Here is a 24,426-nt window from a genome sequence, read left to right as displayed (position 1 = left end):
ATCAATGTTAGTTAAATGTAAAGGGCGGTGGCGAGGTTTTTATTTTTGTTTCTTTTTTAATCACTTGGGTGAAAAGCGGCCCTGTAAAAGATAGCGTTGTTGCTCGCTTTAAAAATTATATCAATTATCTGTCACCGTCTTCTCTATCTTAGTTAAGTGAAAAGCTCTCAGCTAAGTAAAAAAAACCGCAAAATATATTATGTTGGTTAAATGTAGTTTCATGGTTTTATTGTCTGCATTATTTGTTTTTTTATTTGTGCGTATCACCGAATTCTGCTGTCATGATGAAATAATAACTCACCTAGGAATGGTTAGTTTCTTGAGCTGGGCGACTGAAAAAATTTGACTTGAGAGGCCGATTGCTTTAACCAATAGAGGTAGAGACATATTATTAATGAGACAGACAGACGAAATGCTATACATCAGCCTGAATACAACAATTATTACCACCACCGAAACCACAGGTTACGGGGCGGGCTGACGCGTACAGGAAACAACAGAAAAAAGCCCGCACCTAGACAGTGCGGGCTTTTTTTTTCAATCAAATCTTTGCAAAAAAGTTTGCGATAAAAAAAGCGCGAAAGCGGGAGAGAATCAGAAATGCGAGTGCTGAAATTTGGCGGGACATCAGTAGCAAATGCAGAACGCTTTATGCGGGTTGCCGATATCATCGAAAGTAATGCGCGGCAGGGACAAGTGGCGACGGTATTATCCGCTCCCGCGAAAATTACCAACCATCTGGTCGCGATGATCGACAAAATGGTGGCCGGGCAAGATATCTCGCCGAACATCAGCGATGCTGAGCGAATTTTTTCCGAGTTGCTGCGGGGATTGGCTGATGCTCAACCGGGCTTTGACTATGAGCGTTTAAAAGCGCTGGTGGCCCATGAGTTTGCGCAACTCAAACACGTCCTGCATGGTATCTCGTTGCTTGGCCAATGCCCTGATAGCATCAATGCCGCCATTATCTGCCGTGGCGAAAAACTCTCTATCGCTATCATGGAAGCATTATTCCAAGCCAAAGGTTATCAGGTTAGCGTAATTAATCCGGTCGAGAAATTGCTGGCACAGGGCCATTATCTCGAATCTACGGTTGATATCACTGAATCTACCCACCGCATCGGCTCTAGCAAGATCCCAACTGACCATATCATCCTGATGGCCGGTTTCACTGCCGGTAATGACAAAGGGGAGTTGGTGGTGCTGGGGCGCAATGGTTCCGACTATTCTGCTGCTGTGTTGGCTGCTTGTTTACGCGCTGATTGTTGTGAAATCTGGACTGATGTTGATGGGGTCTATACTTGCGACCCACGGGTGGTACCTGATGCCCGATTATTGAAATCGATGTCATATCAGGAGGCGATGGAGTTGTCCTATTTTGGCGCTTCGGTTCTCCATCCCCGCACTATCGCCCCTATTGCTCAGTTCCAAATTCCTTGCTTGATTAAAAATACCTCTAACCCGCAAGCCCCCGGCACCCTCATTGGTGGTGAAAGCAGTGATGACGGCTTCCCGGTTAAAGGCATCACCAACCTGAATAATATGGCGATGATTAACGTGTCTGGCCCTGGAATGAAAGGCATGGTCGGTATGGCGGCCCGCGTCTTTGCCGTGATGTCACGCAGCGGTATTTCAGTGGTGCTTATCACCCAATCTTCTTCTGAGTACAGCATCAGTTTTTGCGTGCCACAAAGCGAGTTAATCCGCGCCCGCAAAGCATTGGAAGAAGAGTTTTATCTGGAATTAAAAGACGGCCTCTTAGAGCCATTGGATGTTATGGAGCATCTGGCGGTTATCTCGGTCGTCGGTGATGGCATGCGCACCCTGCGCGGTATTTCAGCTCGCTTCTTCTCGGCGTTGGCTCGCGCTAATATTAATATCATCGCGATTGCGCAAGGCTCGTCCGAGCGCTCTATCTCTGTGGTGGTCAGCAATGATTCCGCCACTACCGGGGTGCGTGTTTGCCACCAAATGTTGTTCAATACCGATCAGGTGATTGAAGTGTTTGTCATTGGTGTCGGCGGGGTCGGCGGGGCATTAATCGAACAAATCTATCGCCAGCAGCCATGGCTGAAACAGCGTCATATAGATTTGCGCGTGTGCGGCATTGCCAACTCCAAAGCCATGTTGACCAATGTGCACGGCATTGCGCTGGATAACTGGCGTCACGAGCTGGCCGAAGTGAAAGAGCCGTTTAATCTCAGCCGCTTGATTCGCTTGGTAAAAGAGTATCATTTGCTCAATCCGGTGATTGTCGATTGTACCTCTAGCCAAGCCGTGGCGGATCAATATGCAGATTTCCTGGCGGACGGTTTCCATGTCGTCACGCCAAATAAGAAAGCCAATACCTCATCAATGAATTACTACCGTCAGATGCGCGCAGCAGCAGCAAAATCATGCCGTAAATTCTTGTATGACACCAACGTCGGCGCGGGCCTGCCTGTTATCGAAAACTTACAGAATTTGCTTAATGCTGGTGACGAACTGATGCGTTTTTCTGGCATTCTGTCAGGGTCGCTGTCCTTTATCTTCGGCAAGTTGGACGAGGGGATGACATTATCCGAGGCCACATTGCAGGCCAAAGCTCTGGGTTATACCGAGCCAGACCCGCGCGATGACCTTTCTGGGATGGATGTCGCCCGTAAATTGTTGATTTTGGCCCGCGAAGCAGGGTACAAACTGGAGTTGGCAGATATTGAAGTTGAATCAGTTCTGCCAGCCAACTTTGATGCCAGCGGCGATGTAGATAGCTTCCTCGCTCGCTTGCCGTCACTGGATGCCGAGTTTAGTCGCCTGGTGGCAAATGCCGCCGAACAGGGCAAAGTGCTGCGTTATGTCGGGGTGATTGAAGAGGGGCGCTGTATCGTCTGGATGGATGCCGTAGATGGTAACGATCCGCTGTATAAAGTTAAAAATGGCGAGAATGCGTTGGCTTTCTATACCCACTATTATCAGCCAATTCCGTTGGTGCTGCGCGGGTATGGCGCGGGGAATGACGTGACAGCGGCCGGGGTATTTGCTGATCTTTTACGCACATTATCATGGAAGTTGGGAGTTTAAATATGGTTAAGATCTATGCTCCGGCATCGATTGGCAATGTCAGCGTTGGGTTTGATGTGCTGGGTGCGGCAGTCTCTCCGGTCGACGGCACTCTGCTGGGCGATTGTGTCAGCGTGACCGCGGCGGACAGCTTCAGTTTGCGCAACGAGGGCCGCTTTGTCAGCAAATTGCCCGATGACCCAAAAGAAAATATCGTTTACCAGTGCTGGGAGCGTTTTTGTCAGGAAATGGGCAAAGAGATCCCGGTGGCGATGGTGCTGGAAAAAAACATGCCGATTGGCTCAGGGCTGGGTTCCAGCGCCTGTTCAGTGGTGGCCGGTTTGATGGCGATGAATGAGTTTTGTGGCCAGCCGCTGGATAAAGTGACACTGTTGGGCATGATGGGCGAGCTGGAAGGGCGAGTGTCCGGTAGCGTCCATTTTGATAATGTTGCACCGTGCTATTTAGGCGGGATGCAGCTGATTCTCGAGCAGCCCGGCTATATCAGTCAAGGAGTCCCCGGATTTGACGACTGGCTGTGGGTAATGGCTTATCCGGGCATTAAAGTCTCTACCGCCGAGGCCCGCGCGATTTTACCGGCACAATATCGCCGTCAGGATTGTATCGCGCATGGGCGCAATTTGGCTGGATTCATTCACGCCTGCCACACTCAGCAGCCAAATCTGGCTGCTAAAATGATGAAAGATGTGATTGCCGAGCCTTACCGCACTCAATTGTTGCCGGGCTTTGCTGCGGCACGGCAAGCCGCGCAGGATATTGGTGCGCTGGCCTGTGGTATTTCCGGTTCTGGCCCAACACTGTTTGCGGTCTGCAATGATACCGAAACCGCACAGCGTATGGCTAACTGGCTACAAAATCATTACCTGCAAAACGACGAAGGTTTTGTTCATATTTGCCGTCTGGATACCGCAGGCGCACGACTACTGGGATAACGCATGAAACTGTATAACCTTAAAGATCACAACGAGCAGGTCAGCTTCGCGCAAGCGATTAAGCAAGGCCTGGGCAAGCAGCAAGGGCTGTTTTTCCCGTTGGAGTTGCCAGAGTTTGAGCTGACAGAAATTGATAAACTGTTGGATCTGGATTTTGTCACGCGCAGCAGCCGTATCTTGTCTGCATTTATCGGCAATGAAATTGCGCCGGAAGTCTTAACTAAGCGCGTCCAGGCTGCTTTTGAGTTCCCAGCTCCGGTTGCTCAGGTTGAGAATGATATCGCGGTACTGGAGCTGTTCCACGGCCCAACATTAGCCTTTAAAGACTTTGGTGCCCGTTTTATGGCGCAGATGTTGGCTGAAGTGGCAGGCGATCAGCCGGTGACTATCTTGACAGCAACCTCCGGTGATACCGGGGCGGCAGTGGCCCATGCATTTTATGGTCTGAAAAATGTTCGTGTGGTCATTCTTTATCCGCGTGGCAAAATCAGCACGCTGCAAGAAAAACTGTTCTGTACGCTGGGTGGCAATATTCACACCGTGGCCATTGAGGGTGATTTTGATGCTTGTCAGGCGCTGGTCAAACAAGCCTTTGATGATGAAGAACTGAAACAAGAACTGAGCCTTAACTCTGCTAACTCGATTAATATCAGCCGCTTGCTGGCACAGATTTGCTATTACTTTGAAGCGGTGGCTCAGTTACCGCAAGAAGCACGTAACCAGTTGGTTATCTCCGTGCCGAGTGGCAACTTTGGTGATTTGACCGCCGGTTTGCTGGCGAAATCCTTAGGTTTGCCGGTAAAACGCTTTATCGCCGCCACCAATGCCAATGACACCGTGCCGCGCTTCTTGGTTAATGGGCAGTGGCAGCCGAAACAGACGGTAGCGACCTTATCGAATGCCATGGATGTCAGTCAGCCGAATAACTGGCCGCGTGTTGAAGAGCTTTATCGTCGCAAAATCTGGCAATTAAAAGAATTGGGCTACGGCGCGGTCAGTGATGATATCACCAAAGACACCATGCGCGAGCTGGCGGAGTTGGGCTATATCTCAGAACCTCATGCTGCCATTGCTTATCGTGTGTTGCGAGATCAGCTACAAGACGGGGAGTTTGGATTATTCATCGGGACGGCACATCCGGCGAAATTCAAAGAAAGTGTTGAAGAGATTTTGGGCCAAGAATTACCGCTGCCAAAACCACTGGCGGTGCGGGCGCAATTACCTTTGTTATCTCATGATTTACCGGCAGATTTTGTGCAACTGCGGACTTTCTTGATGGCATTACCGAAATAATTGCTCTCATTGAGAGATAAAAATCAGAGGGCCACATACTGGCCCTTTTTGCATTTTAGTGCTGTTCAGCCCGCTTAAAAACTAACTCATTTTTCGCCGATAACCCAGCATCAAACTCATAACCTTCCAGATTAAAATCAACCAGTTGCTCTGGTTTTGTTAGCTTGTTCTGAATAATAAATCGGCTCATCAGGCCACGGGCTTTTTTGGCGTAGAAACTGATAATTTTATATTTGCCATTTTTCTCATCTAAAAAGGCCGGTTTAATCAGTGAGCCGGCCAGTTTGGCGGGCTTCACGGCCTTAAAGTATTCATCAGAGGCGAGGTTAATCAGCACGTTATCGCCTTGCTGCTCCAGTGCTTGATTCAGTTTCTCAGTTATCTGGTCGCCCCAGAATGAATAGAGATCTTTGCCGCGCGGATTAGCCAACTTGATCCCCATCTCCAGCCGATACGGCTGCATTAAGTCTAGCGGGCGCAATACGCCATAGAGGCCAGAAAGCATGCGCAAATGCTGTTGGGCAAAATCAAAATCAGCAGCGCTGAAATCCTGAGCTTGCATACCGGTGTAGACATCGCCTTTAAAGGCCAAAATGGCCTGACGCGCATTGTCTGGGGTAAAATTGGGTTGCCATTCGCCGAAACGGGCGGCATTCAAGCCGGCCAGTTTGTCGCTAATTCCCATTAGGCTGCTAATTTGCACTGGGGTCAGTTCACGGCAGATCTCGATAAGCTGTTGTGATTTATCCAACATTTCTGGCTGAGTAAATTTCTTGGTTGCTAACGGACTTTGATAATCAAGGGTTTTAGCCGGGGAAATTACAATAAGCATAACGACATCCTAATGAGCCAAATAAGACACTGTAGCAAAAAGCGCCAGCCAGCGAAAAGAAGATTGGGCGATTGCAGAGATAGATGGGCTGCTTTGTCAGAGATGCTATAGTTTAGCTAAATCGTCTCAGCACGTTAGGAATGGATAAAGTTGCTATTAACCTACCGGTTTCACGCTGTTTTGAAAGGCGAAAACGGTTGCGAACCGAATACTGCGCTTTTGCGGTTTTTTTAATCAGTTTAACTGCCTTGCACCAAGGCTTACGCATGTTATTATCAAGACAAGGCAGGTGTCGAAATCGCTAATATTGCGAAACGGCTAACATTCCGAATGAGATAAAGCGCCATTTCGGCAATATACTCTTTCGACAAGCATAAAAGTTGCGACATGCCAAAAGTTCATGCACAAACGATGAGAAACGACAACATGACCGATAAACTGACTTCCCTACGTCAAATCACCACTGTAGTAGCAGATACTGGGGATATCGCGGCAATGAAGCTGTATCAGCCGCAAGATGCAACTACCAACCCATCATTGATTCTGAATGCTGCTCAAATTCCTGAATACCGCAAGCTGATTGACGACGCTATTGCTTGGGCGCGCGAACAAAGCAGCGATCACGCTCAGCAAATCGTGGATGCCACTGACAAACTGGCGGTTAATATTGGTTTGGAAATCCTGAAACTGATCCCAGGCCGTATTTCTACTGAAGTAGATGCCCGCCTGTCTTACGACACCACTGCCAGCGTGGCAAAAGCTAAGCGCTTGATCAAACTGTATAACGAAGCTGGTATCAGTAATGACCGCATTCTGATCAAATTGGCCTCTACCTGGCAGGGTATCCGTGCTGCAGAGCAGCTGGAAAAAGAAGGCATTAACTGTAACCTGACTCTGCTGTTCTCCTTCGCTCAGGCGCGTGCTTGTGCTGAAGCAGGTGTGTTCCTGATTTCACCGTTTGTTGGCCGTATTCTTGACTGGTACAAAGCCAATGGCGACAAAAAAGAGTTCGCACCACACGAAGATCCAGGTGTTGTTTCTGTGACCGAGATTTACCAGTATTACAAACAACACGGCTATAAGACTGTCGTTATGGGCGCAAGCTTCCGTAATCTGGGTGAAATCATCGAACTGGCTGGTTGTGACCGTCTGACTATCGCGCCATCGCTGCTGAAAGAGTTAGCAGAAAGCGAAGGCCCGGTAGAACGTAAATTGTCTTATACCGGTGAAGTTCAGGCTAAACCTACGCCACTGACTGAAGCTGAGTTCTACTGGCAGCACAATCAGGACCCAATGGCGATTGATAAGCTGGCTGATGGCATTCGCAAATTTGCTGTTGATCAGGGCAAGCTTGAGAAAATGATCTCAGACCTGCTGTAATTTGACTGGCGGTGATTGATTCTCCGCAGTTATTTGACGAAAAAGGTGGCGTAAGCCGCCTTTTTTATTGCCTATACCCTAAATAATTTGAGTGGCAGGAAGTTGGCAACTGAGTGAACCCAATGGGTTGAGATAACTCAATGATTTGGGTAAACAAGGGCAGCGAACACACATGAGATTTGAAGGATGACGGGTATATAACCTGAGGCTAGCAGCAGTTCCAGTAACATGGGGTATGCTATTATTCGCCACAGATAAAGGGTTTTCGTCGAGGTAGTTATATGAATACATTGCGTATAGGTTTAGTTTCCGTCTCTGATCGCGCATCAAGTGGGGTATATCAGGATAAAGGCATTCCAGCACTGGAAGAGTGGTTGGCAAGCGCGTTAACCACTCCTTTTGACATAGAAACCCGCCTTATCCCCGATGAGCAAACTCTGATTGAACAAACCCTGTGTGAATTAGTTGATGAGATGGGGTGTCACTTGGTATTGACCACCGGTGGTACAGGCCCGGCAAGGCGTGATGTCACCCCTGATGCCACCTTGGCTATCGCCGATCGGCAAATGCCGGGTTTTGGTGAACAAATGCGCCAAATCAGCCTTCATTTCGTCCCTACCGCTATATTATCCCGGCAGGTAGGGGTTATCCGTAAGCAGGCATTGATTATCAACTTACCGGGGCAGCCTAAATCTATCAAAGAGACCCTTGAAGGAGTGAAAGATGCTCAGTCGAAGGTTGTCGTTGCGGGTATTTTTGCCAGTGTGCCTTATTGCATTCAACTACTGGATGGGCCTTATATAGAGACCAATGCTAAAGTGGTAGCGGCTTTTCGTCCGAAGAATGCAATTATCGATATAAAAAGCTAAATTAAAACTTTTTACAACATAAGATACCATTCTGTGAGTGTGGGGAATTTTGTACGGTATAGTCATATTTACTTTACAAAAAGCTGAAAATATTTTTCTTCCCCTACTCTGGTTTATTACGGTGTCATATGTCTCAAGAACACAGTCTATCTCAAGTCGACTTATCGCAACCTCATGTTGCCCAACAAGATAATCATAATCGTCGGCTAAATAAGCAAGATTATAAAACCCTCACCTTGGCTGCGTTAGGTGGGGCGCTTGAGTTTTACGATTTCATTATTTTCGTCTTCTTTGCTGCGGTTATCGGCGATCTTTTCTTCCCAGTCGATATGCCTGAGTGGCTGCGTCAGGTACAGACATTCGGTATTTTTGCGGCGGGTTACCTGGCGCGTCCGCTGGGCGGCATTATCATGGCGCATTTTGGTGACTTGGTTGGCCGTAAGAAGATGTTTACTCTCAGTATTCTATTAATGGCATTGCCAACACTCGCGATTGGTATGCTGCCGACGTATGCTTCTATCGGCATTGCAGCTCCGCTGCTGTTGCTGCTAATGCGCGTATTGCAAGGTGCGGCAATTGGTGGTGAAGTTCCCGGTGCATGGGTATTTGTCGCGGAACACGTACCGCGTCGGCGCATTGGTATTGCTTGCGGTACTTTAACTGCGGGTTTGACGGCAGGGATCTTACTGGGGTCACTGGTGGCCACTGCGATGAACACGACCTTAAGTCCTCAGGCTATTTTAGATGGTGGTTGGCGTGTACCGTTCTTCCTCGGCGGGATTTTCGGCTTGTTCGCCATGTATTTACGCCGTTGGTTACAGGAAACCCCAATCTTTAAAGAAATGCAGGCACGTAAAACTTTAGCTGAGGAGCTGCCACTGAAATCTGTGGTGGTCAATCATAAGAAAGAAATAGTGGTTTCGATGCTGCTGACTTGGTTGCTGTCTGCCGGTATCGTAGTCGTTATCTTGATGACCCCGACTTATTTACAGAAGCAATTCGGCGTACTGCCAGCACTGGCATTACAAGCAAACAGTCTGGCTATTGTCGCGTTGGTATTTGGTTGTGTGATTGCGGGTCTTGTTATTGACCGTTTCGGTGCGAGTAAAACCTTTATTGTTGGTAGCCTGATGTTGGCGGTGTCGACATGGTCGTTTTATCATACTAATCTGACTGACCCTGGTCAGTTATTTACACATTATATGTTGGCTGGATTCTGTGTCGGTATCGTCGGCGCAGTGCCATATGTCATGGTGCGCGCATTCCCGGCTGAGATTCGTTTTACTGGAATTTCTTTCTCCTACAATGTGGCGTATGCCATTTTTGGTGGGTTGACACCTATCGTGGTGACCTTATTGATGAAGGTGACTCCTATGGCCCCCGCGTATTACATGTTGTTGTTATCGCTGGTGGGATTCTTGTTAGGAATCTATCTACGCAATGATATTAATAGTGATGTGAAAATTCAGATGTCAAAGAAAGCCTTGGCTGAGTAAAGGCCGCTCAGAAATAAGTACAAAGCCAATTTTAATAAAAAGAGCTCAAAAATTATGAGCTCTTTCGATATTCATGTTCTTATAATTCATCGTTGAAAGCGGCCCCAATGAACGTAAATCCGACCTTTTGTTTAACGCGAGCTGAGGGCTGGGAAATAACTTCCGAATATAATGTTCTGGCGCTTTGCTGCTGTAAATATCGAGCCAATTCTCTGACTGCAGCCGTTCCTGCTCCTCTCACTGTTCCGTCTCTATCGGGTGATAATACAAAATTTGGAAATGTTGCAGATGCCACTAGTTCAACCTCATTTCGACTATTGAACCTATCTGCGACAATTATCGTGACAATTTGTCCCCGCAATTTGACGACTACATATATTTCCCCAGGACGCTGAATGAGTAACCTACGGTGAATAATACTGGTAACTATGTGTCCGGCATGTAGCAGTTTACTGAGTGAGGTATTTGTATCGCTCGCACTGGCCGCGCTAGCTTCTTCCATATGAGTGCCTTGATACTCTTGTCCCCATTGAGCTATTGTTTCCCTGAGTTTTTTTCGCATAGCTTGTGAATTGGCAATTTCGATATCCGACAGTCTTTTTTCCTCCTCGGGAGAGAGTGTGGGGATAATTTCCACTTCAAATTCTAATTCAGGGTGTTCTACTGCAATACCTTGTTCCATAATGGTTGGTATTGTTGGGGTATAAATAAAGGTATCGAGTAACAACTCATAAATACCAAGTGGTAATAGTTCTACTGCGGACGGATTTTCACTGGATGAGTAATAAATACTATAATTAATATAACTCAGTTGTGCATAATCAAAAGCACTTTTAACATTTCTGATAGAGTTTTCATGACTGTTATCTGTTATCTTTTCTCTGATATTTTTAATTAATCGACTTTCTAACTCTGTGTTTTGCACTGCAACTCCAGTGCTTTCTGTTCTTATAGTAGAGTCTATCACCCTACCAAAGAAATCCGAATTCCAAGTTTCTAAACTATTGCCAAATAATAAAGTGAAGTCAGTCATTATATCTAATGTCCAGTCTATGCACGGAGGCCTTACTTGTCGTATTTGGCGTGAACTCAGAATAGAATAGATAGAAATATTGCAAGCTTTTATTGTGGCCGGTAGGCTGAGGGATTGGCTATAAGTTGTGTTGTCGATATAAGTGAGATTCATGTTGTTGCTTATGCTATCGGATATTTCTTTATCTACAAAATCATTATTTTTTAGTGGGGTGCTCTTTCCTGCAATATGTAATGTTTTCCCTTTTGTATTACTGTGAAAAAATTTATCCGCACTGAATACGATACTATCCAATTGTTGGCACTTGTCTTGCGTAATATAATTATAGATATTCAAAAAAGGGGTGAAAAAACAGATGATCTGACTTATTTGTGTTAAGTCTCTTTTTTCCCATCTTTTATCACCAGTATCTGCGGTAAGTATCGATTTTTCAAGAATTAATGGAGTATCTTCATTGAAGTTATTTATTATTATTTCTGGTTGTATGTTAGTTTCGGAATCCCAATTAAAGGATATAATGGGTGACGTATCCACAACGTTATGTTTCAGTGTTTGAACGAATTGAGTTTGTACCGTATCTTTTTGTATTTGTATAATGAATGATAGATTATCGATATTAATATAACGGTCAAAATAAAATTTATTAGTCATTTTATGATCAGAGAGTATAATTTGTCTTTTATTTAAAGTAATGTTCGGGCCGTTATATAAATTAAGCGTATAATTATCGTGTTCCCCAAGATCGCTTGTGTTAAAAACAAGTAGAATCTGTTTGTTTTTTAAACGCTCGTCATCCCAATACTTACCAAAAGCATCGATAAGATCTATTCTATAGCTGTCGCTAATAACGCATTGTTGATCGCAACTAAGGCCTTCATTTTTTGATACTCTGATGCTAGTAATGGCATCACTCATTCGTAGGGCTTTTAAGCTATGATTAGCCATGCTCTCTGTTAATGAAAAAAAAGGAGAATGGAAATTATCATTCTTATATATCTTAGCCATCATTCCTTGGGGGACTGTTATGGATTTAATACTATCATTATGAATGGGTAATACTTCTCGGCCAGACTCAATGAGGGGTTCGCTATCATTATATAAATCTATCTGTTGGTTTGATGCTAAACAGGTGCTATCCCCTTGGAATTTATCTTCTGTATAAAAACAGATGGCAGGTTCTATTTCGTATGAGTTTATTGTGTTATATAACCCAGATAACTTTAATTCTGGCAGATTAATATCATTCTTTAATGTTGTTTTTTTTCCAGAAAAATCGACGCCATCATAAAGGGTCACAATCATCCCGGGCGGGACAGAGATTGATTCTATTTTATTATTAAAACCATCATTGAAAACTGAGTTTGATTCACTTTCTGCGGAGCAAAATGATTCTCCACCAAAATCCGCTAGTTCATAAAAACAAACTTTAGCTTTATATGAATAGGCTGGTTGCGATATTATTGATACAATCATTATTAATAGTTTTATGACTATTCGCATAGGCGAATCCTTAATTTTAGGCATTGCGTTATCTATAGGGGGCGATGTTATATGATGCTATCCCTCTTCACATTATTTATTTTTATTGTTCTTATTTATTATTTTATTGTATTGATTTTAATGAGGCTATTTATTTTTTAGAACTAATGTATAGATATAAAAAAACACTCTGAATATAAATGTTCAGAGTGTCATTAAATATAAACTTTCTCAGTGGACTGTAATTAAGCTACAGATTGCACATGCAAAGTCTGGTTTGGTTCACCAATTGGCAGGACCGTACGGCCATATTGTTCGTTCAAAACTTCAGCCATGGCCAGGTAAATAGCGCTGGCACCACAAATAATGCCTTCGAAACCGGCGAAAACCAGCAGCGAATGGTTGCCGGTGAAGTTACCGACCGCCAACAGAGCAAACAGTAGCGTCAGGCTACCGAAAACAAACTGCAAAGCGCGGTTCGCTGGCAAGGTACCGAAGAACATAAACAGTGTGAAGATACCCCATAGACCTAAATAAACGCCGAGGAACTGTGCGTCGGTGGCTTCTGCCAGACCCATTTTGGGTAACATCAGCAAACCGACCAGGCTCAGCCAAAATGCGCCATATGAGGTAAATGCAGTTGCAGCAAAAGTATTGCCTTTCTTATACTCCAGCATACCTGCCAGAATTTGTGCCAAACCGCCATAAAAAATCCCCATACTCAAAATAACAGAGGTTAAAGGGAAGAAGCCTGCATTGTGCAGGTTAAGCAAGACGGTAGTCATCCCAAAACCCATCAGGCCTAATGGGCCAGGATTCGCCAACTTGGTGGTGTTCATAAGTCCTCTGCAAGTAACAGAATGCTAAAAAAAATGGATAATTATCCGAATAAGTATAAATCGCCTGAATGACCAAGAAGTCGTCGATATCCCTCAGTGCGCGCGGCATCATAATGATCCGCGCGGTTGGAAACAATGATCTGGAGAGTAATAAAAAGTAATTTTTTTTCATCTCCCCCCTTGATGCTGCGTTTCGTGGCCCCATCTTATTTCCAACCGCAGGGACTAATTACTCTTCAATGGAGACATACATCAGCAGAATGCTGGGTATGAAAGCATTGATTATGAAAATACGGGCAGTTGAAAATCAACAATTCGCCCACATATAGATTAGTAACTTGACCGAATATGACTTTTTAGTGGAGGCGTTTTAGATGGGTAAAATTATTGGTATCGACTTGGGTACTACCAACTCTTGTGTAGCAATTATGGATGGTACTAAAGCACGTGTGCTGGAGAACAGCGAAGGCGATCGCACCACGCCTTCTATTATTGCTTATACCCAAGATGGTGAGATTCTGGTTGGTCAACCGGCTAAACGTCAGGCTATTACTAACCCGCAAAATACACTGTTTGCGATCAAGCGTTTGATTGGCCGTCGTTTCCAGGACGAAGAAGCACAGCGTGATAAAGACATCATGCCGTACAAAATCGTGGCAGCTGACAATGGTGATGCGTGGGTTGAAGTAAAAGGCCAGAAAGTTGCACCGCCGCAGATTTCTGCTGAAGTGCTGAAGAAAATGAAGAAAACAGCTGAAGATTTTCTGGGTGAACCAGTTACTGAAGCGGTTATCACTGTACCTGCATACTTTAACGATGCTCAGCGTCAGGCAACTAAAGATGCTGGCCGTATCGCAGGTCTGGAAGTAAAACGTATCATTAACGAACCAACAGCGGCTGCATTGGCTTATGGTTTGGACAAAGAAGTCGGTAACCGTACTATCGCGGTTTATGACCTCGGTGGTGGTACTTTCGATATCTCAATTATCGAAATCGATGAAGTCGACGGCGAAAAAACCTTTGAAGTTCTGGCAACCAACGGTGATACCCACTTGGGGGGCGAAGACTTCGATAGCCGCCTGATCAACTATCTGGTTGATGAATTCAAGAAAGACCAGGGTATGGATCTGCGTACCGATCCACTGGCCATGCAGCGCCTGAAAGAAGCCGCTGAAAAAGCAAAAATTGAGCTGTCTTCCGCTCAACAGACCGACGTTAACCTGCCGTACATTACGGCTGATGGTAGCGGTCCAAAACACATGAACATCAAAGTGACCCGCGCTAAGTTGGAGTCACTGGTAGAAGATTTGGTCAACCGTTCTATTGAACCACTGAAAGTGGCTCTGCAGGATGCTGGCTTGTCTGTTTCCGATATCCAGGACGTTATCCTGGTCGGTGGTCAGACTCGTATGCCAATGGTTCAGAAAAAAGTAGCTGATTTCTTCGGTAAAGAACCACGTAAAGACGTTAACCCAGATGAAGCTGTAGCTATTGGTGCGGCAGTGCAGGGTGGTGTTCTGTCTGGTGAAGTGAAAGACGTTCTGTTGTTGGACGTGACTCCACTGTCACTGGGTATTGAAACCATGGGTGGTGTGATGACTCCGCTTATCACCAAAAACACCACTATCCCAACTAAGCACAGCCAGGTGTTCTCTACTGCGGAAGACAATCAGTCTGCGGTAACCATCCATGTGCTTCAGGGTGAGCGTAAACGTGCTCAGGATAACAAGTCTCTGGGGCAGTTCAATCTGGATGGTATCCAGGCGGCACCTCGCGGCATGGCGCAAATCGAAGTGACCTTCGATATCGACGCCGATGGTATTTTGCATGTGTCTGCTAAAGACAAAAATACCGGTCGTGAGCAGAAGATTACCATCAAGGCATCTTCTGGTTTGAACGAGGAAGAAATCCAGAAAATGGTTCGCGATGCTGAAGCAAACGCTGAAGCAGACCGTAAGTTTGAAGAACTGGTACAGACTCGTAACCAAGCTGACCACCTGATTCACGGTACTCGTAAACAGTTGGAAGAAGCCGGTGACAAACTGCCAGCAGAAGACAAAACTATCATCGAAGATGCAGTGAAAGCGCTGGAAGCGGCTTTGAAAAGCGAAGATAAAGCTGAGATCGAAGCCAAAACTCAGGCTCTGGTGCAAGTTTCTGGCAAATTGCTGGAAATGGCTCAGCAGCAGCAAGCAGCCGCAGGCGGTGATGCTGGTGATACCAGTGCTAAGAAAGAAGACGACGTCGTAGACGCCGAATTCGAAGAAGTAAAAGACAAAAAATAATAGCCCTTAAGCGGGCACTGCAACAGTAGGCCTTACTGTTGCTGGGAACCAGCACGGGCGTCGAGGAAACTCTACGCCCGTGCACGCATGTTAAGGGTAGGAAAAAAAGAGAATGGCGAAGAGAGATTATTACGAGGTTTTAGGCGTTGCAAAGGGTGCCGATGAACGTGAAATCAAAAAGGCCTATAAACGCCTGGCAGTAAAGTATCATCCGGACCGTAATCAGGATGAGAACGATACCGGCGAAAATTTCAAAGAAGTTAAAGAAGCCTATGAAATTTTGACCGACCCACAAAAGCGCGCAGCATATGATCAGTATGGTCATGCAGCCTTTGAACAAGGTGGCATGGGCGGCGGTGGTTTTGGTGGTGGCGGTGCTGATTTTAGCGATATTTTTGGTGATGTTTTCGGTGATATCTTCGGCGGTGGCCGTCGTCAGCGAGCTTCCCGTGGTTCAGATTTGCGCTATAACATGGATCTGACACTGGAAGAAGCGGTGCGCGGTGTAACCAAAGAAATCCGCATCCCAACGCTAAATGAATGTGATGTTTGCCATGGTAGCGGTGCTAAACCGGGCAGCTCACCAGTGACTTGCTCGACTTGCCGTGGTGCAGGTCAGGTGCATATGCGCCAAGGTTTCTTCACCGTACAACAGGCGTGTCCGACTTGTCATGGCAGCGGCCAAATTATTAAAGATCCGTGCAACAAATGTCATGGGCATGGTCGCGTTGAGAAATCAAAAACACTGTCGGTTAAAATTCCGGCGGGCGTTGATACCGGTGACCGCATTCGTTTAAGTGGTGAAGGTGAAGCCGGCGAACACGGCGCACCAGCAGGCGATTTATATGTTCAGGTACAGGTTAAAGCGCACCCAATCTTCGAACGTGAAGGCAATAATCTGTATTGTGAAGTGCCGATTAACTTCGCTATGGCGGCCTTAGGTGGCGAGATTGAAGTCCCGACGTTGGATGGCCGCGTTAAACTGAAAGTGCCTGCGGAAACGCAAACCGGCAAACTGTTCCGTATGCGCGGGAAAGGGGTTAAATCTGTTCGTGGTGGTAGCCAAGGTGACTTGCTCTGCCGCGTTGTAGTTGAGACTCCAGTCCACCTAAGTGAAAAACAGAAACAATTACTGCGCGAACTGGAAGAAAGTTTTGTTGGCGCTGCGGGTGAGAAAAACAGCCCTCGCTCTAAAAGCTTTTTAGACGGTGTTAAGAAATTCTTTGATGACTTGACCCGCTAATCATGGCTAAGCAGTTAACCTGCTAATAAAAATGAAAATTAAAAATCCTCGATAAATATCGGGGATTTTTTTTCATTATTTGGTGTAAAAATATGTGATGCATATGCTCAATTGATCGGTTTTTCCGAGTATTACTTGCCATAAAAACGACTTTTTTCGAGTTAAGGGTTATCCTAAAATTCATGAATTGATTTGTCGAGCAGCAGCTCATTGTCTGATGTAAGGAGCTATTCATTGTGACAAACATTATTCGTCAATTTTTACGCCAAGAGGCCGCGGGCGGTCTGATTTTAATTTTTGCCGCCATCGTCGCCTTATTTATGGCTAACAGCGCTCTTCAAGGGGCTTATCAATCATTTTTAGATGTCCCGGTATCGATAAAAATTGCGTCACTGGATATCAGCAAACCGCTGCTGTTGTGGATTAATGATGGCTTAATGGCCGTATTCTTCTTGGTTGTCGGCTTGGAAGTTAAACGGGAGCTGATGGAAGGCTCACTGGCGGGGCGCGATAAAGCCGTTTTTCCGGCGATTGCTGCTTTGGGCGGTATGCTCGCCCCGGCCTTGATTTATCTACTGTTTAATGGGGCTGATGAAGTCACTCGCCAAGGTTGGGCAATTCCAGCTGCAACCGATATTGCTTTTGCATTGGGTGTGATGGCATTACTGGGGAACCGGGTTCCAACCAGCCTAAAAGTCTTTTTACTGGCATTGGCCATTATTGATGACCTGGGCGTCATCATTATTATTGCATTGTTCTATACCCATGAGGTTTCTCTGCAAGCTTTAGGGATTGCCGCCGCCGCTATTGCTTTGCTGGGCTATATGAACTGGCGTGGGGTGGGGAAAACATCCGCCTATCTGCTGGTCGGATTGGTTCTGTGGGTCTGTATTCTTAAATCAGGAGTACACGCGACCTTAGCTGGTGTGATTGTCGGCTTTATGATCCCGCTGCACACCAAAGATAAGCGCTCGCCTTCGGAATCATTGGAGCATGGTTTGCACCCGTGGGTTGCCTATTTGATTCTGCCGTTATTTGCTTTTGCCAATGCGGGAGTTTCGTTGCAAGGCGTTTCAATCGCTGGATTGACATCGCTATTGCCTTTGGGGATTGCGAGCGGCCTGTTTATTGGTAAACCACTGGGGATTTTTCTCTTTAGTTGGCTCGCGGTTAAGTTAGGGATTGCTAAACTGCCCGATGCCATCAACTTTAAGCAAATTTTTGCGGTGTCAGTGTTATGCGGTATCGGCTTTACTATGTCGATATTTATTGCCTCGCTGGCATTCGATGGGGCCGATCTTGCTTTGCTTACCTATTCTAAGTTGGGCATATTACTAGGTTCCACCACCGCAGCTATTGTGGGTTATAGCTTGTTGCGCCTGGCTTTGCCGGCAAAGAAGAAATAACTTATTGATTAATATTTGAATGGCCAGTACCGCTCGTCAAGGTACTGGCGTTCTACCTGATGGATTTCTAGGCTAAGTCTCGGAACAGGGAATGTTTAGTCGTGCATAGGGCTGTATCTACTCTAAATAATTCGAGTTGCAGGAAGGCAGCAATTGAGTGAATCCACAGATAAGTGATTCGGGTGAGCAAGAGCAGCCAACGCATATGCAGCTTGAAGTATGACGAGTTTATAGCTCGCCGATATGTTAAGGAGATAACAACATGCGAATGTCGCACATCAATTTCAATCATCTTTATTATTTTTGGCAGGTCTGCAAGGAAGGCTCTGTCGTGGGCGCGGCTGAGGCTCTGTTTTTGACGCCACAAACGATTACCGGGCAAATTAAAGCATTGGAAGAGCGTCTGGGCGGTAAATTGTTTAAGCGCCAGGGGCGTGGGCTGGTGCCATCAGAATTGGGGCAATTGGTCTTTCGCTATGCTGATAAGATGTTCATGCTCAGCCATGAAATGCTTGATATCGTTAACTATCGTAAAGAATCTAACTTGTTATTTGATGTTGGCGTTGCTGATGCTTTATCCAAGCGCTTGGTTAGCCAGGTGCTGGAAACTGCCGTGGTGGATCATGAAAAAATTCATTTACGCTGTTTTGAATCGACCCACGAAATGCTGCTGGAGCAATTAAGTCAGCATAAGTTGGACATGATACTGTCTGATTGCCCGGTGGATTCCAGTCAGCAAGAGGGGCTATTTTCGGTGAAGCTTGGCGAATGTAGTGTGAGTTTTTATTGTCGCCAGCCCATTCCAGATTTGCCTTTCCCGGCTTGTTTGCAACAAAAACGTTTGTTGGTGCCCGGTCGCCGTTCAATGTTGGGGCGTAAATTATTAAACTGGATTAACAGCAAAGGCCTACAAGTGGAAATTCTGGGAGAATTTGATGACGCGGCGTTGATGAAAGCCTTTGCTATCTATAACAATGCTATTTTCGTTGCGCCAACTCTGTATGCCGCAGATACCTATGCCAAAGATGACGAAATTGTAGAAATTGGCCGTTTAGATAATGTGCAGGAAGAGTATTACGTTATTTTTGCCGAGCGCATGATTCAACATCCTGCGGTGCAGCGGGTATGTAACAAGGATTTTTCCGCACTTTTTAGCGGTTAAACCGATTGATTCGAATCGTAAGTGGCATAGCTATCAGCTATTCGTAGCTAGCATTAGCTTTACGATTTGATGAGTTAGCCAAATTTTAGATATAAAAAAACCGGCCTAGGCCGGTCTTTTTACGAAGCAGCCAACATAATGCAATTACTGCATTGCGTTGATTTGCGCTACTAAGTTTGACTTATGGCGCGCTGCTTTGTTTTTGTGGATCAGACCTTTACAGGACTGACGATCCACGATTGGTTGCATCTCATTAAATGCTTTTTGCGCTGCGTCTTTATCGCCAGCTGCGATTGCCGCATACACCTTCTTAATGAAGGTACGCACCATTGAGCGACGGCTAGCGTTATGCTTGCGGCGTTTCTCAGACTGTACGGCGCGTTTCTTAGCTGATTTGATATTAGCCAAGGTCCAACTCCCAAATATATTCTATTGAGGACAATTCAAAGGCCGAGGAATATGCCCTTTTAGCCTTCGTTTGTCAATGGATTTGTGCAAATAAGCGCCGTTTGTACGGGCGGCACTTGCTACGTTGTGATGGAGCGGGATTTTACCAGCTTCGCGCTGCGGAATACAGTCTTTCGAAAGAAAATTCCACAGTTCACTGCCTCGAAGGGATTCGACGGTGGTTCTTGTAAAAATCTCAGCCTGCTTCTGTATTCAACGGCGTGCGTATTCTACAGGATAAAGTGAGTAAAAGGGATTTTACCTGCGTATTTTTAGCAAAATGGCATGACTTTCGGTTAAAGGTACCAATCGCGGGTTAACCTTAACCGCGGTACAAGGTATAATCCGGCGATTTCCACTGTTTTGAGCCAGCTATGGAGCTAATTCGCGGTATACATAATATCCGGGCACGCCACCATGGTTGCGTGCTAACTATCGGTAACTTTGATGGTGTCCATCGCGGACATCAGGCCTTATTGGAGCAGTTAAAGCGCGAAGGTCAGCGCTTGGGGCTGCCCGTTATGGTGATGATATTTGAACCGCAACCACTGGAATTGTTTGCAGCGGATAAAGCACCGGCTCGACTGACGCGTTTACGCGATAAAGCCAGATATCTGAGCGATGCCGGTGTTGACTATTTATTGTGCGTTAAATTTGATCCGCGTTTTGCTGCTATTACTGCGCAAGCTTTTGTTGCTAAGTTGCTGGTAGAGAAGTTGGGTGTTAAGTTTTTAACTGTTGGCGATGATTTCCGCTTTGGCGCAGAGCGTCAGGGGGATTTTCAGCTATTACAACAAGCGGGTGCTGAGTTTGGGTTTGATGTCATCAGCACTGACAGCTTTTGTGATGGTGGTCTGCGCATTAGCAGCACCGCGATTCGTCAGGCACTTCATGACGACAATTTGGTGTTGGCTGAGACATTGCTGGGTCACCCATACAGTATTTCCGGCCGAGTGGTTCACGGGGACGAACTGGGACGGACGATAGGTTTCCCCACGGCGAATTTGCCGTTAAAACGTTTAGTTGCTCCCGTAAAAGGAGTGTATGCGGTTGATGTGTATGGCTTAGGTCCAAAGCCATTGCCCGGTGTTGCCAATATTGGCACTCGGCCTACCGTTGCTGGTGTCCGCCAGCAGCTAGAGGTTCATCTGCTTGATATAACTATGGATCTTTATGGGCGTCATATTGATGTGGTGCTCCGCGCGAAACTGCGCAACGAACAGCGTTTTGCTTCGCTCGATGCTTTGAAGCAGCAAATCGCCCATGATGTGGTGACGGCCCGAACATTTTTCGGGCTAAAGACACCGGTTTAATATTTCTAGCCGAAACGGAACCGAGAATCTAATGAGTGACTACAAGAATACCCTGAATTTGCCTGAAACAGGGTTCCCGATGCGCGGCGATCTGGCTAAGCGTGAACCTGACATGCTGAAACGTTGGTATGAGCAGGATCTGTACGGGATTATTCGTACGGCCAAGAAGGGTAAAAAGACCTTTATTTTGCACGACGGCCCTCCTTATGCGAACGGCAACATTCACATTGGTCACTCTGTTAACAAAATTCTCAAAGATATTATTGTTAAATCGAAAGGAATGGCTGGCTACGACTCACCTTATATTCCAGGTTGGGACTGCCATGGTTTGCCGATCGAGTTAAAAGTTGAACAATTAATTGGTAAGCCAGGCGAAAAAGTCAGCGCCGCGGAATTCCGTACTGCGTGCCGTAAATACGCAGCTGAGCAGGTCGAAGGCCAGAAGAAAGATTTCATCCGCTTGGGTGTGTTGGGCGATTGGGACCATCCTTATCTGACGATGGATTTCAAAACTGAAGCCAATATCATTCGCGCATTAAGCAAAATCATTGATAACGGCCACTTGCACAAAGGCGCGAAGCCAGTGCATTGGTGTACAGACTGCGGCTCGTCACTGGCTGAAGCCGAAGTTGAATATTACGATAAAACCTCCCCCTCCATTGATGTGCGTTTTAACGCGGTCGATGTGGCTGCAGTGTGCGCTAAATTCGGTGCAGCAAATGCTAACGGCCCGATTTCACTGGTTATTTGGACCACCACGCCGTGGACTTTGCCAGCGAACCGCGCCATTTCACTGAATGCTGAATACATTTATCAGCTTGTACAGATCCAAGGCGAATGCCTGATTCTGGCGGAAGATCTGGTTGAAAGCGTTATGAAGCGCGCTGGCATTACGGAATGGACGGTATTAGGCAGTTGCAAAGGTTCTGATCTGGAACTGCTGCGCTTCAATCATCCGTTTATGGGCTTTGATGTCCCAGCAATCTTGGGCGATCACGTAACACTGGATGCCGGTACCGGCGCAGTTCATACCGCCCCTGGCCACGGCCCGGATGACTTTGTTATTGGTCAGAAATACGGTTTGGAAGTGGCTAATCCGGTCGGCCCGAACGGCTGCTATTTGGCGGGGACTTACCCGATGCTGGACGGCATGTTCGTGTTTAAAGCCAACGATGTGATTGTTGAGCTGCTGCGCGAAAAAGGCGCATTGCTGAAAGTTGAAAAACTGGTTCACAGCTACCCATGCTGCTGGCGTCACAAAACGCCAATTATCTTCCGTGCTACACCGCAGTGGTTCATCAGTATGGATCAAAAAGGTCTGCGCAAGCAGTCGCTGGAAGAGATAAAAGGCGTGCAGTGGATCCCCGAGTGGGGCCAGGCGCGTATTGAAACCATGGTCGCAAACCGCCCAGATTGGTGTATTTCGCGCCAGCGTACCTGGGGTGTGCCGATGTCTCTGTTTGTTCATAAAGAGACCGAAGCGCTTCACCCGCGCAGCACTGAGCTGATGGAAGAAGTAGCCAAACGTGTTGAACAAGATGGCATTCAAGCATGGTGGGATCTAGACCCGGCTGAGATCTTAGGTGCCGATGCTGCTGATTATGTCAAAGTGCCAGATACATTGGATGTGTGGTTTGACTCCGGTTCAACCCACTCTTCTGTGGTTGACGTCCGCCCAGAGTTTGGTGGTCATAGCCCGGATATGTATCTGGAAGGTTCTGACCAGCACCGCGGCTGGTTTATGTCTTCATTGATGATTGCGACCGCGATGAAAGGCAAAGCGCCTTATCGTCAGGTATTGACTCATGGATTCACCGTTGATGGTCAGGGGCGTAAAATGTCCAAGTCCATCGGTAATACCATCAGCCCGCAAGATGTCATGAACAAATTGGGTGGCGATATCCTGCGTTTGTGGGTGGCTTCTACCGATTACACTGGCGAAATCGCGGTTTCTGATGAAATCCTGAAGCGCTCTGCGGACTCTTATCGCCGTATCCGTAACACCGCGCGTTTCTTGCTGGCTAACCTTAATGGCTTCGATCCAGCATTGCATCAGGTGGCCTCAGAAGAGATGGTGGTGGTAGACCGCTGGGCCGTGGGCCGCGCGCAAGCCGCACAAGCCGAGATCATGGAAGCGTACGAAAATTACGATTTCCACTTAGTTGTGCAGCGTTTGATGCAGTTCTGTTCGGTCGAGATGGGTTCTTTCTACCTCGATATCATTAAAGACCGTCAATACACCGCCAAAGGCGACAGTGTTGCCCGTCGTAGTTGCCAGACCGCGCTGTTCCATATTGCAGAAGCATTGGTTCGCTGGATGGCACCAATTATGTCATTCACCGCAGATGAAATCTGGAACCAACTGCCAGGTGAGCGCCCGCAGTATGTCTTTACTGAAGAGTGGTATGAGGGGCTGTTCGGGTTGGCGGGCGATGAGAGTATGAACGATACTTTCTGGGCCGAGCTGTTAAAAGTTCGCGGCGAAGTGAATAAGGTGTTGGAGCAAGCCCGTAGCGATAAACGTATCGGTGGTTCGCTGGAAGCTGCCGTGACTTTGTTTGCCACACCTGAATTGGCAGCGCGTTTGAACAGCTTGCAAGATGAGCTGCGTTTTGTGTTGCTGACATCGGCTGCGAAAGTCGCAGATTATGCTGATGCCGGTGATGATGCGCAGCAAAGCGAGCTAATCTCTGGGCTGAAAATTACCTTTAATAAAGCTGACGGTGAGAAGTGCCCGCGTTGCTGGCATTACACTCAGGATGTCGGTTTGGTGGCGGAACATGCTGAATTGTGCGGCCGCTGTGTCACTAACGTTGCCGGAGACGGCGAAGAGCGTAAGTACGCCTGATGAGTAAACCTATTTGTTCGACCGGATTGCGCTGGTTATGGCTGGCTGTACTGGTGGTGATTGTGGATCTCGGCAGCAAACAGTGGGTTATGACCCACTTTGCACTGTATGAGTCCGTGCCACTGATTCCTTTTTTCAACCTGACCTACGCGCAGAATTTTGGCGCGGCATTTAGCTTCCTTGCGGATAAAAGCGGCTGGCAGCGTTGGTTCTTTGCAGGGATAGCTATCGGTATTTCAGTCCTATTGATGGTGATGATGTATCGGTCTACGGCCAAACAACGTCTGCTTAATTGCGCTTATGCCCTAATTATTGGTGGGGCATTAGGTAACTTATTTGATCGTATGGTACATGGCGCGGTAATCGATTTTATCGATTTTCACGTCAATAACTGGCATTTCCCAACATTTAACTTCGCCGATACCGCCATCTGTATCGGTGCTGCGCTGGTTATCTTTGAAGGCTTCTTAAGCCCGGCTGAAAAAACCGCGATGAATAAAGGGGAGTGA

General features: G+C 46.6%; 18 protein-coding genes and 1 other annotated feature. Of the genes, 14 read left to right on the top strand and 4 right to left on the bottom strand.

Annotated elements, in window-relative coordinates; all coding sequences use genetic code 11:
- The first annotated feature begins 394 nt into the window (after window positions 1-394).
- From thrL to thrC, 4 genes are all read left to right on the top strand, one after another.
- Complete coding sequence (thrL, locus tag OVO64_RS13420) at window positions 395-481, top strand: thr operon leader peptide (RefSeq protein ID WP_071777583.1); 87 nt, start codon at window positions 395-397, stop codon at window positions 479-481.
- Window positions 420-538: a sequence feature (Thr leader region), on the top strand. It overlaps the preceding gene by 62 nt.
- Window positions 539-600: 62 nt before the next feature.
- A complete protein-coding gene (gene thrA, locus OVO64_RS13415; protein WP_267248825.1) occupies window positions 601-3,060 on the top strand; it encodes a bifunctional aspartate kinase/homoserine dehydrogenase I in 2,460 nt (819 codons plus the stop codon).
- 2 nt (window positions 3,061-3,062) lie between these two features.
- Window positions 3,063-3,992, top strand: coding sequence for a homoserine kinase (gene thrB / locus OVO64_RS13410; RefSeq protein WP_038639828.1), 930 nt, complete (start codon window positions 3,063-3,065; stop codon window positions 3,990-3,992).
- A gap of 3 nt (window positions 3,993-3,995) precedes the next feature.
- Window positions 3,996-5,285, top strand: coding sequence for a threonine synthase (thrC, locus tag OVO64_RS13405; protein WP_038636451.1), 1,290 nt, complete (start codon window positions 3,996-3,998; stop codon window positions 5,283-5,285).
- Window positions 5,286-5,340: 55 nt separating this feature from the next.
- On the opposite strand, the gene yaaA is transcribed toward thrC, so the two are convergent.
- Window positions 5,341-6,117 carry a peroxide stress protein YaaA gene (yaaA, locus tag OVO64_RS13400; protein ID WP_050291582.1) on the bottom strand — a complete coding sequence of 259 codons (777 nt, stop codon included), beginning with the start codon at window positions 6,115-6,117 and terminating at the stop codon, window positions 5,341-5,343.
- Between the two features lie 426 nt (window positions 6,118-6,543).
- Between yaaA and tal the strand changes: the two genes are divergently transcribed.
- The 3 genes from tal to OVO64_RS13385 all read left to right on the top strand — a co-directional run bounded on the left by tal (window position 6,544) and on the right by OVO64_RS13385 (window position 9,862).
- Window positions 6,544-7,497, top strand: a complete 954-nt coding sequence (gene tal, locus OVO64_RS13395; protein WP_038636445.1) for a transaldolase — start codon at window positions 6,544-6,546, stop codon at window positions 7,495-7,497.
- 281 nt (window positions 7,498-7,778) lie between these two features.
- A complete protein-coding gene (gene mog, locus OVO64_RS13390; protein ID WP_038636442.1) occupies window positions 7,779-8,366 on the top strand; it encodes a molybdopterin adenylyltransferase in 588 nt (195 codons plus the stop codon).
- A gap of 128 nt (window positions 8,367-8,494) precedes the next feature.
- On the top strand, window positions 8,495-9,862 hold the full coding sequence (locus OVO64_RS13385) for an MFS transporter (protein ID WP_038636439.1): 1,368 nt from the start codon (window positions 8,495-8,497) through the stop codon (window positions 9,860-9,862).
- 79 nt (window positions 9,863-9,941) lie between these two features.
- On the opposite strand, the gene OVO64_RS13380 is transcribed toward OVO64_RS13385, so the two are convergent.
- Both OVO64_RS13380 and satP read right to left on the bottom strand, forming a co-directional pair.
- Window positions 9,942-12,395: a peptidase inhibitor family I36 protein gene (locus OVO64_RS13380; protein WP_267248824.1), complete on the bottom strand. Its 2,454-nt coding sequence runs from the start codon at window positions 12,393-12,395 to the stop codon at window positions 9,942-9,944.
- 224 nt (window positions 12,396-12,619) lie between these two features.
- A complete protein-coding gene (gene satP, locus OVO64_RS13375) occupies window positions 12,620-13,213 on the bottom strand; it encodes an acetate uptake transporter (RefSeq protein WP_038636432.1) in 594 nt (197 codons plus the stop codon).
- Between the two features lie 374 nt (window positions 13,214-13,587).
- Here satP and dnaK point away from each other — a divergent pair, with 374 nt between their 5' ends.
- The 4 genes from dnaK to nhaR all read left to right on the top strand — a co-directional run bounded on the left by dnaK (window position 13,588) and on the right by nhaR (window position 19,309).
- The gene (dnaK, locus tag OVO64_RS13370; protein WP_038636429.1) at window positions 13,588-15,498 is read left to right on the top strand and encodes a molecular chaperone DnaK; all 1,911 of its coding nucleotides are present in this window, start codon (window positions 13,588-13,590) and stop codon (window positions 15,496-15,498) included.
- Between the two features lie 112 nt (window positions 15,499-15,610).
- Complete coding sequence (gene dnaJ / locus OVO64_RS13365) at window positions 15,611-16,741, top strand: molecular chaperone DnaJ (RefSeq protein ID WP_038636426.1); 1,131 nt, start codon at window positions 15,611-15,613, stop codon at window positions 16,739-16,741.
- A 236-nt stretch (window positions 16,742-16,977) separates the two neighbouring features.
- Window positions 16,978-18,147 (top strand): Na+/H+ antiporter NhaA, encoded by a 1,170-nt coding sequence (gene nhaA, locus OVO64_RS13360; RefSeq protein ID WP_038636423.1) that lies wholly within the window; start codon window positions 16,978-16,980, stop codon window positions 18,145-18,147.
- A gap of 262 nt (window positions 18,148-18,409) precedes the next feature.
- Complete coding sequence (nhaR, locus tag OVO64_RS13355) at window positions 18,410-19,309, top strand: transcriptional activator NhaR (RefSeq protein ID WP_038636420.1); 900 nt, start codon at window positions 18,410-18,412, stop codon at window positions 19,307-19,309.
- A gap of 144 nt (window positions 19,310-19,453) precedes the next feature.
- Here nhaR and rpsT read toward each other — a convergent pair whose 3' ends face one another.
- The gene (rpsT, locus tag OVO64_RS13350) at window positions 19,454-19,717 is read right to left on the bottom strand and encodes a 30S ribosomal protein S20 (RefSeq protein ID WP_002220715.1); all 264 of its coding nucleotides are present in this window, start codon (window positions 19,715-19,717) and stop codon (window positions 19,454-19,456) included.
- Window positions 19,718-20,130: 413 nt separating this feature from the next.
- Here rpsT and ribF point away from each other — a divergent pair, with 413 nt between their 5' ends.
- The 3 genes from ribF to lspA are packed head-to-tail and all read left to right on the top strand — an operon-like array spanning window position 20,131 to window position 24,426.
- Entirely contained in the window at window positions 20,131-21,069 is a 939-nt protein-coding gene (gene ribF, locus OVO64_RS13345) for a bifunctional riboflavin kinase/FAD synthetase (RefSeq protein WP_038636415.1), read from the top strand.
- 31 nt (window positions 21,070-21,100) lie between these two features.
- Window positions 21,101-23,917: an isoleucine--tRNA ligase gene (ileS, locus tag OVO64_RS13340; RefSeq protein ID WP_267248823.1), complete on the top strand. Its 2,817-nt coding sequence runs from the start codon at window positions 21,101-21,103 to the stop codon at window positions 23,915-23,917.
- On the top strand, window positions 23,917-24,426 hold the full coding sequence (gene lspA / locus OVO64_RS13335) for a signal peptidase II (RefSeq protein WP_032820783.1): 510 nt from the start codon (window positions 23,917-23,919) through the stop codon (window positions 24,424-24,426). Before ileS ends, lspA begins: the two co-directional genes overlap by 1 nt.

Source organism: Yersinia sp. Marseille-Q5920 (assembly GCF_946902935.1).
GTDB lineage: Bacteria > Pseudomonadota > Gammaproteobacteria > Enterobacterales > Enterobacteriaceae > Yersinia > Yersinia rochesterensis.
Note: the sequence above shows the minus strand (reverse complement) of the source record. Positions and strands in the feature narration are given on the sequence as shown.

Bases quoted from the DNA above. Each gene is read 5' to 3' on its own strand.
- ribF (WP_038636415.1), top strand. From the start codon at position 20,131: ATGGAGCTAATTCGCGGTATACATAATATCCGGGCACGCCACCATGGT.
- tal (WP_038636445.1), top strand. From the start codon at position 6,544: ATGACCGATAAACTGACTTCCCTACGTCAAATCACCACTGTAGTAGCA.
- mog (WP_038636442.1), top strand. From the start codon at position 7,779: ATGAATACATTGCGTATAGGTTTAGTTTCCGTCTCTGATCGCGCATCA.
- dnaK (WP_038636429.1), top strand. From the start codon at position 13,588: ATGGGTAAAATTATTGGTATCGACTTGGGTACTACCAACTCTTGTGTA.
- ileS (WP_267248823.1), top strand. From the start codon at position 21,101: ATGAGTGACTACAAGAATACCCTGAATTTGCCTGAAACAGGGTTCCCG.
- dnaJ (WP_038636426.1), top strand. From the start codon at position 15,611: ATGGCGAAGAGAGATTATTACGAGGTTTTAGGCGTTGCAAAGGGTGCC.
- lspA (WP_032820783.1), top strand. From the start codon at position 23,917: ATGAGTAAACCTATTTGTTCGACCGGATTGCGCTGGTTATGGCTGGCT.
- yaaA (WP_050291582.1), bottom strand. From the start codon at position 6,117: ATGCTTATTGTAATTTCCCCGGCTAAAACCCTTGATTATCAAAGTCCG.
- thrA (WP_267248825.1), top strand. From the start codon at position 601: ATGCGAGTGCTGAAATTTGGCGGGACATCAGTAGCAAATGCAGAACGC.
- thrB (WP_038639828.1), top strand. From the start codon at position 3,063: ATGGTTAAGATCTATGCTCCGGCATCGATTGGCAATGTCAGCGTTGGG.
- thrC (WP_038636451.1), top strand. From the start codon at position 3,996: ATGAAACTGTATAACCTTAAAGATCACAACGAGCAGGTCAGCTTCGCG.
- satP (WP_038636432.1), bottom strand. From the start codon at position 13,213: ATGAACACCACCAAGTTGGCGAATCCTGGCCCATTAGGCCTGATGGGT.
- OVO64_RS13385 (WP_038636439.1), top strand. From the start codon at position 8,495: ATGTCTCAAGAACACAGTCTATCTCAAGTCGACTTATCGCAACCTCAT.
- nhaR (WP_038636420.1), top strand. From the start codon at position 18,410: ATGCGAATGTCGCACATCAATTTCAATCATCTTTATTATTTTTGGCAG.
- thrL (WP_071777583.1), top strand. From the start codon at position 395: ATGAGACAGACAGACGAAATGCTATACATCAGCCTGAATACAACAATT.
- OVO64_RS13380 (WP_267248824.1), bottom strand. From the start codon at position 12,395: ATGCGAATAGTCATAAAACTATTAATAATGATTGTATCAATAATATCG.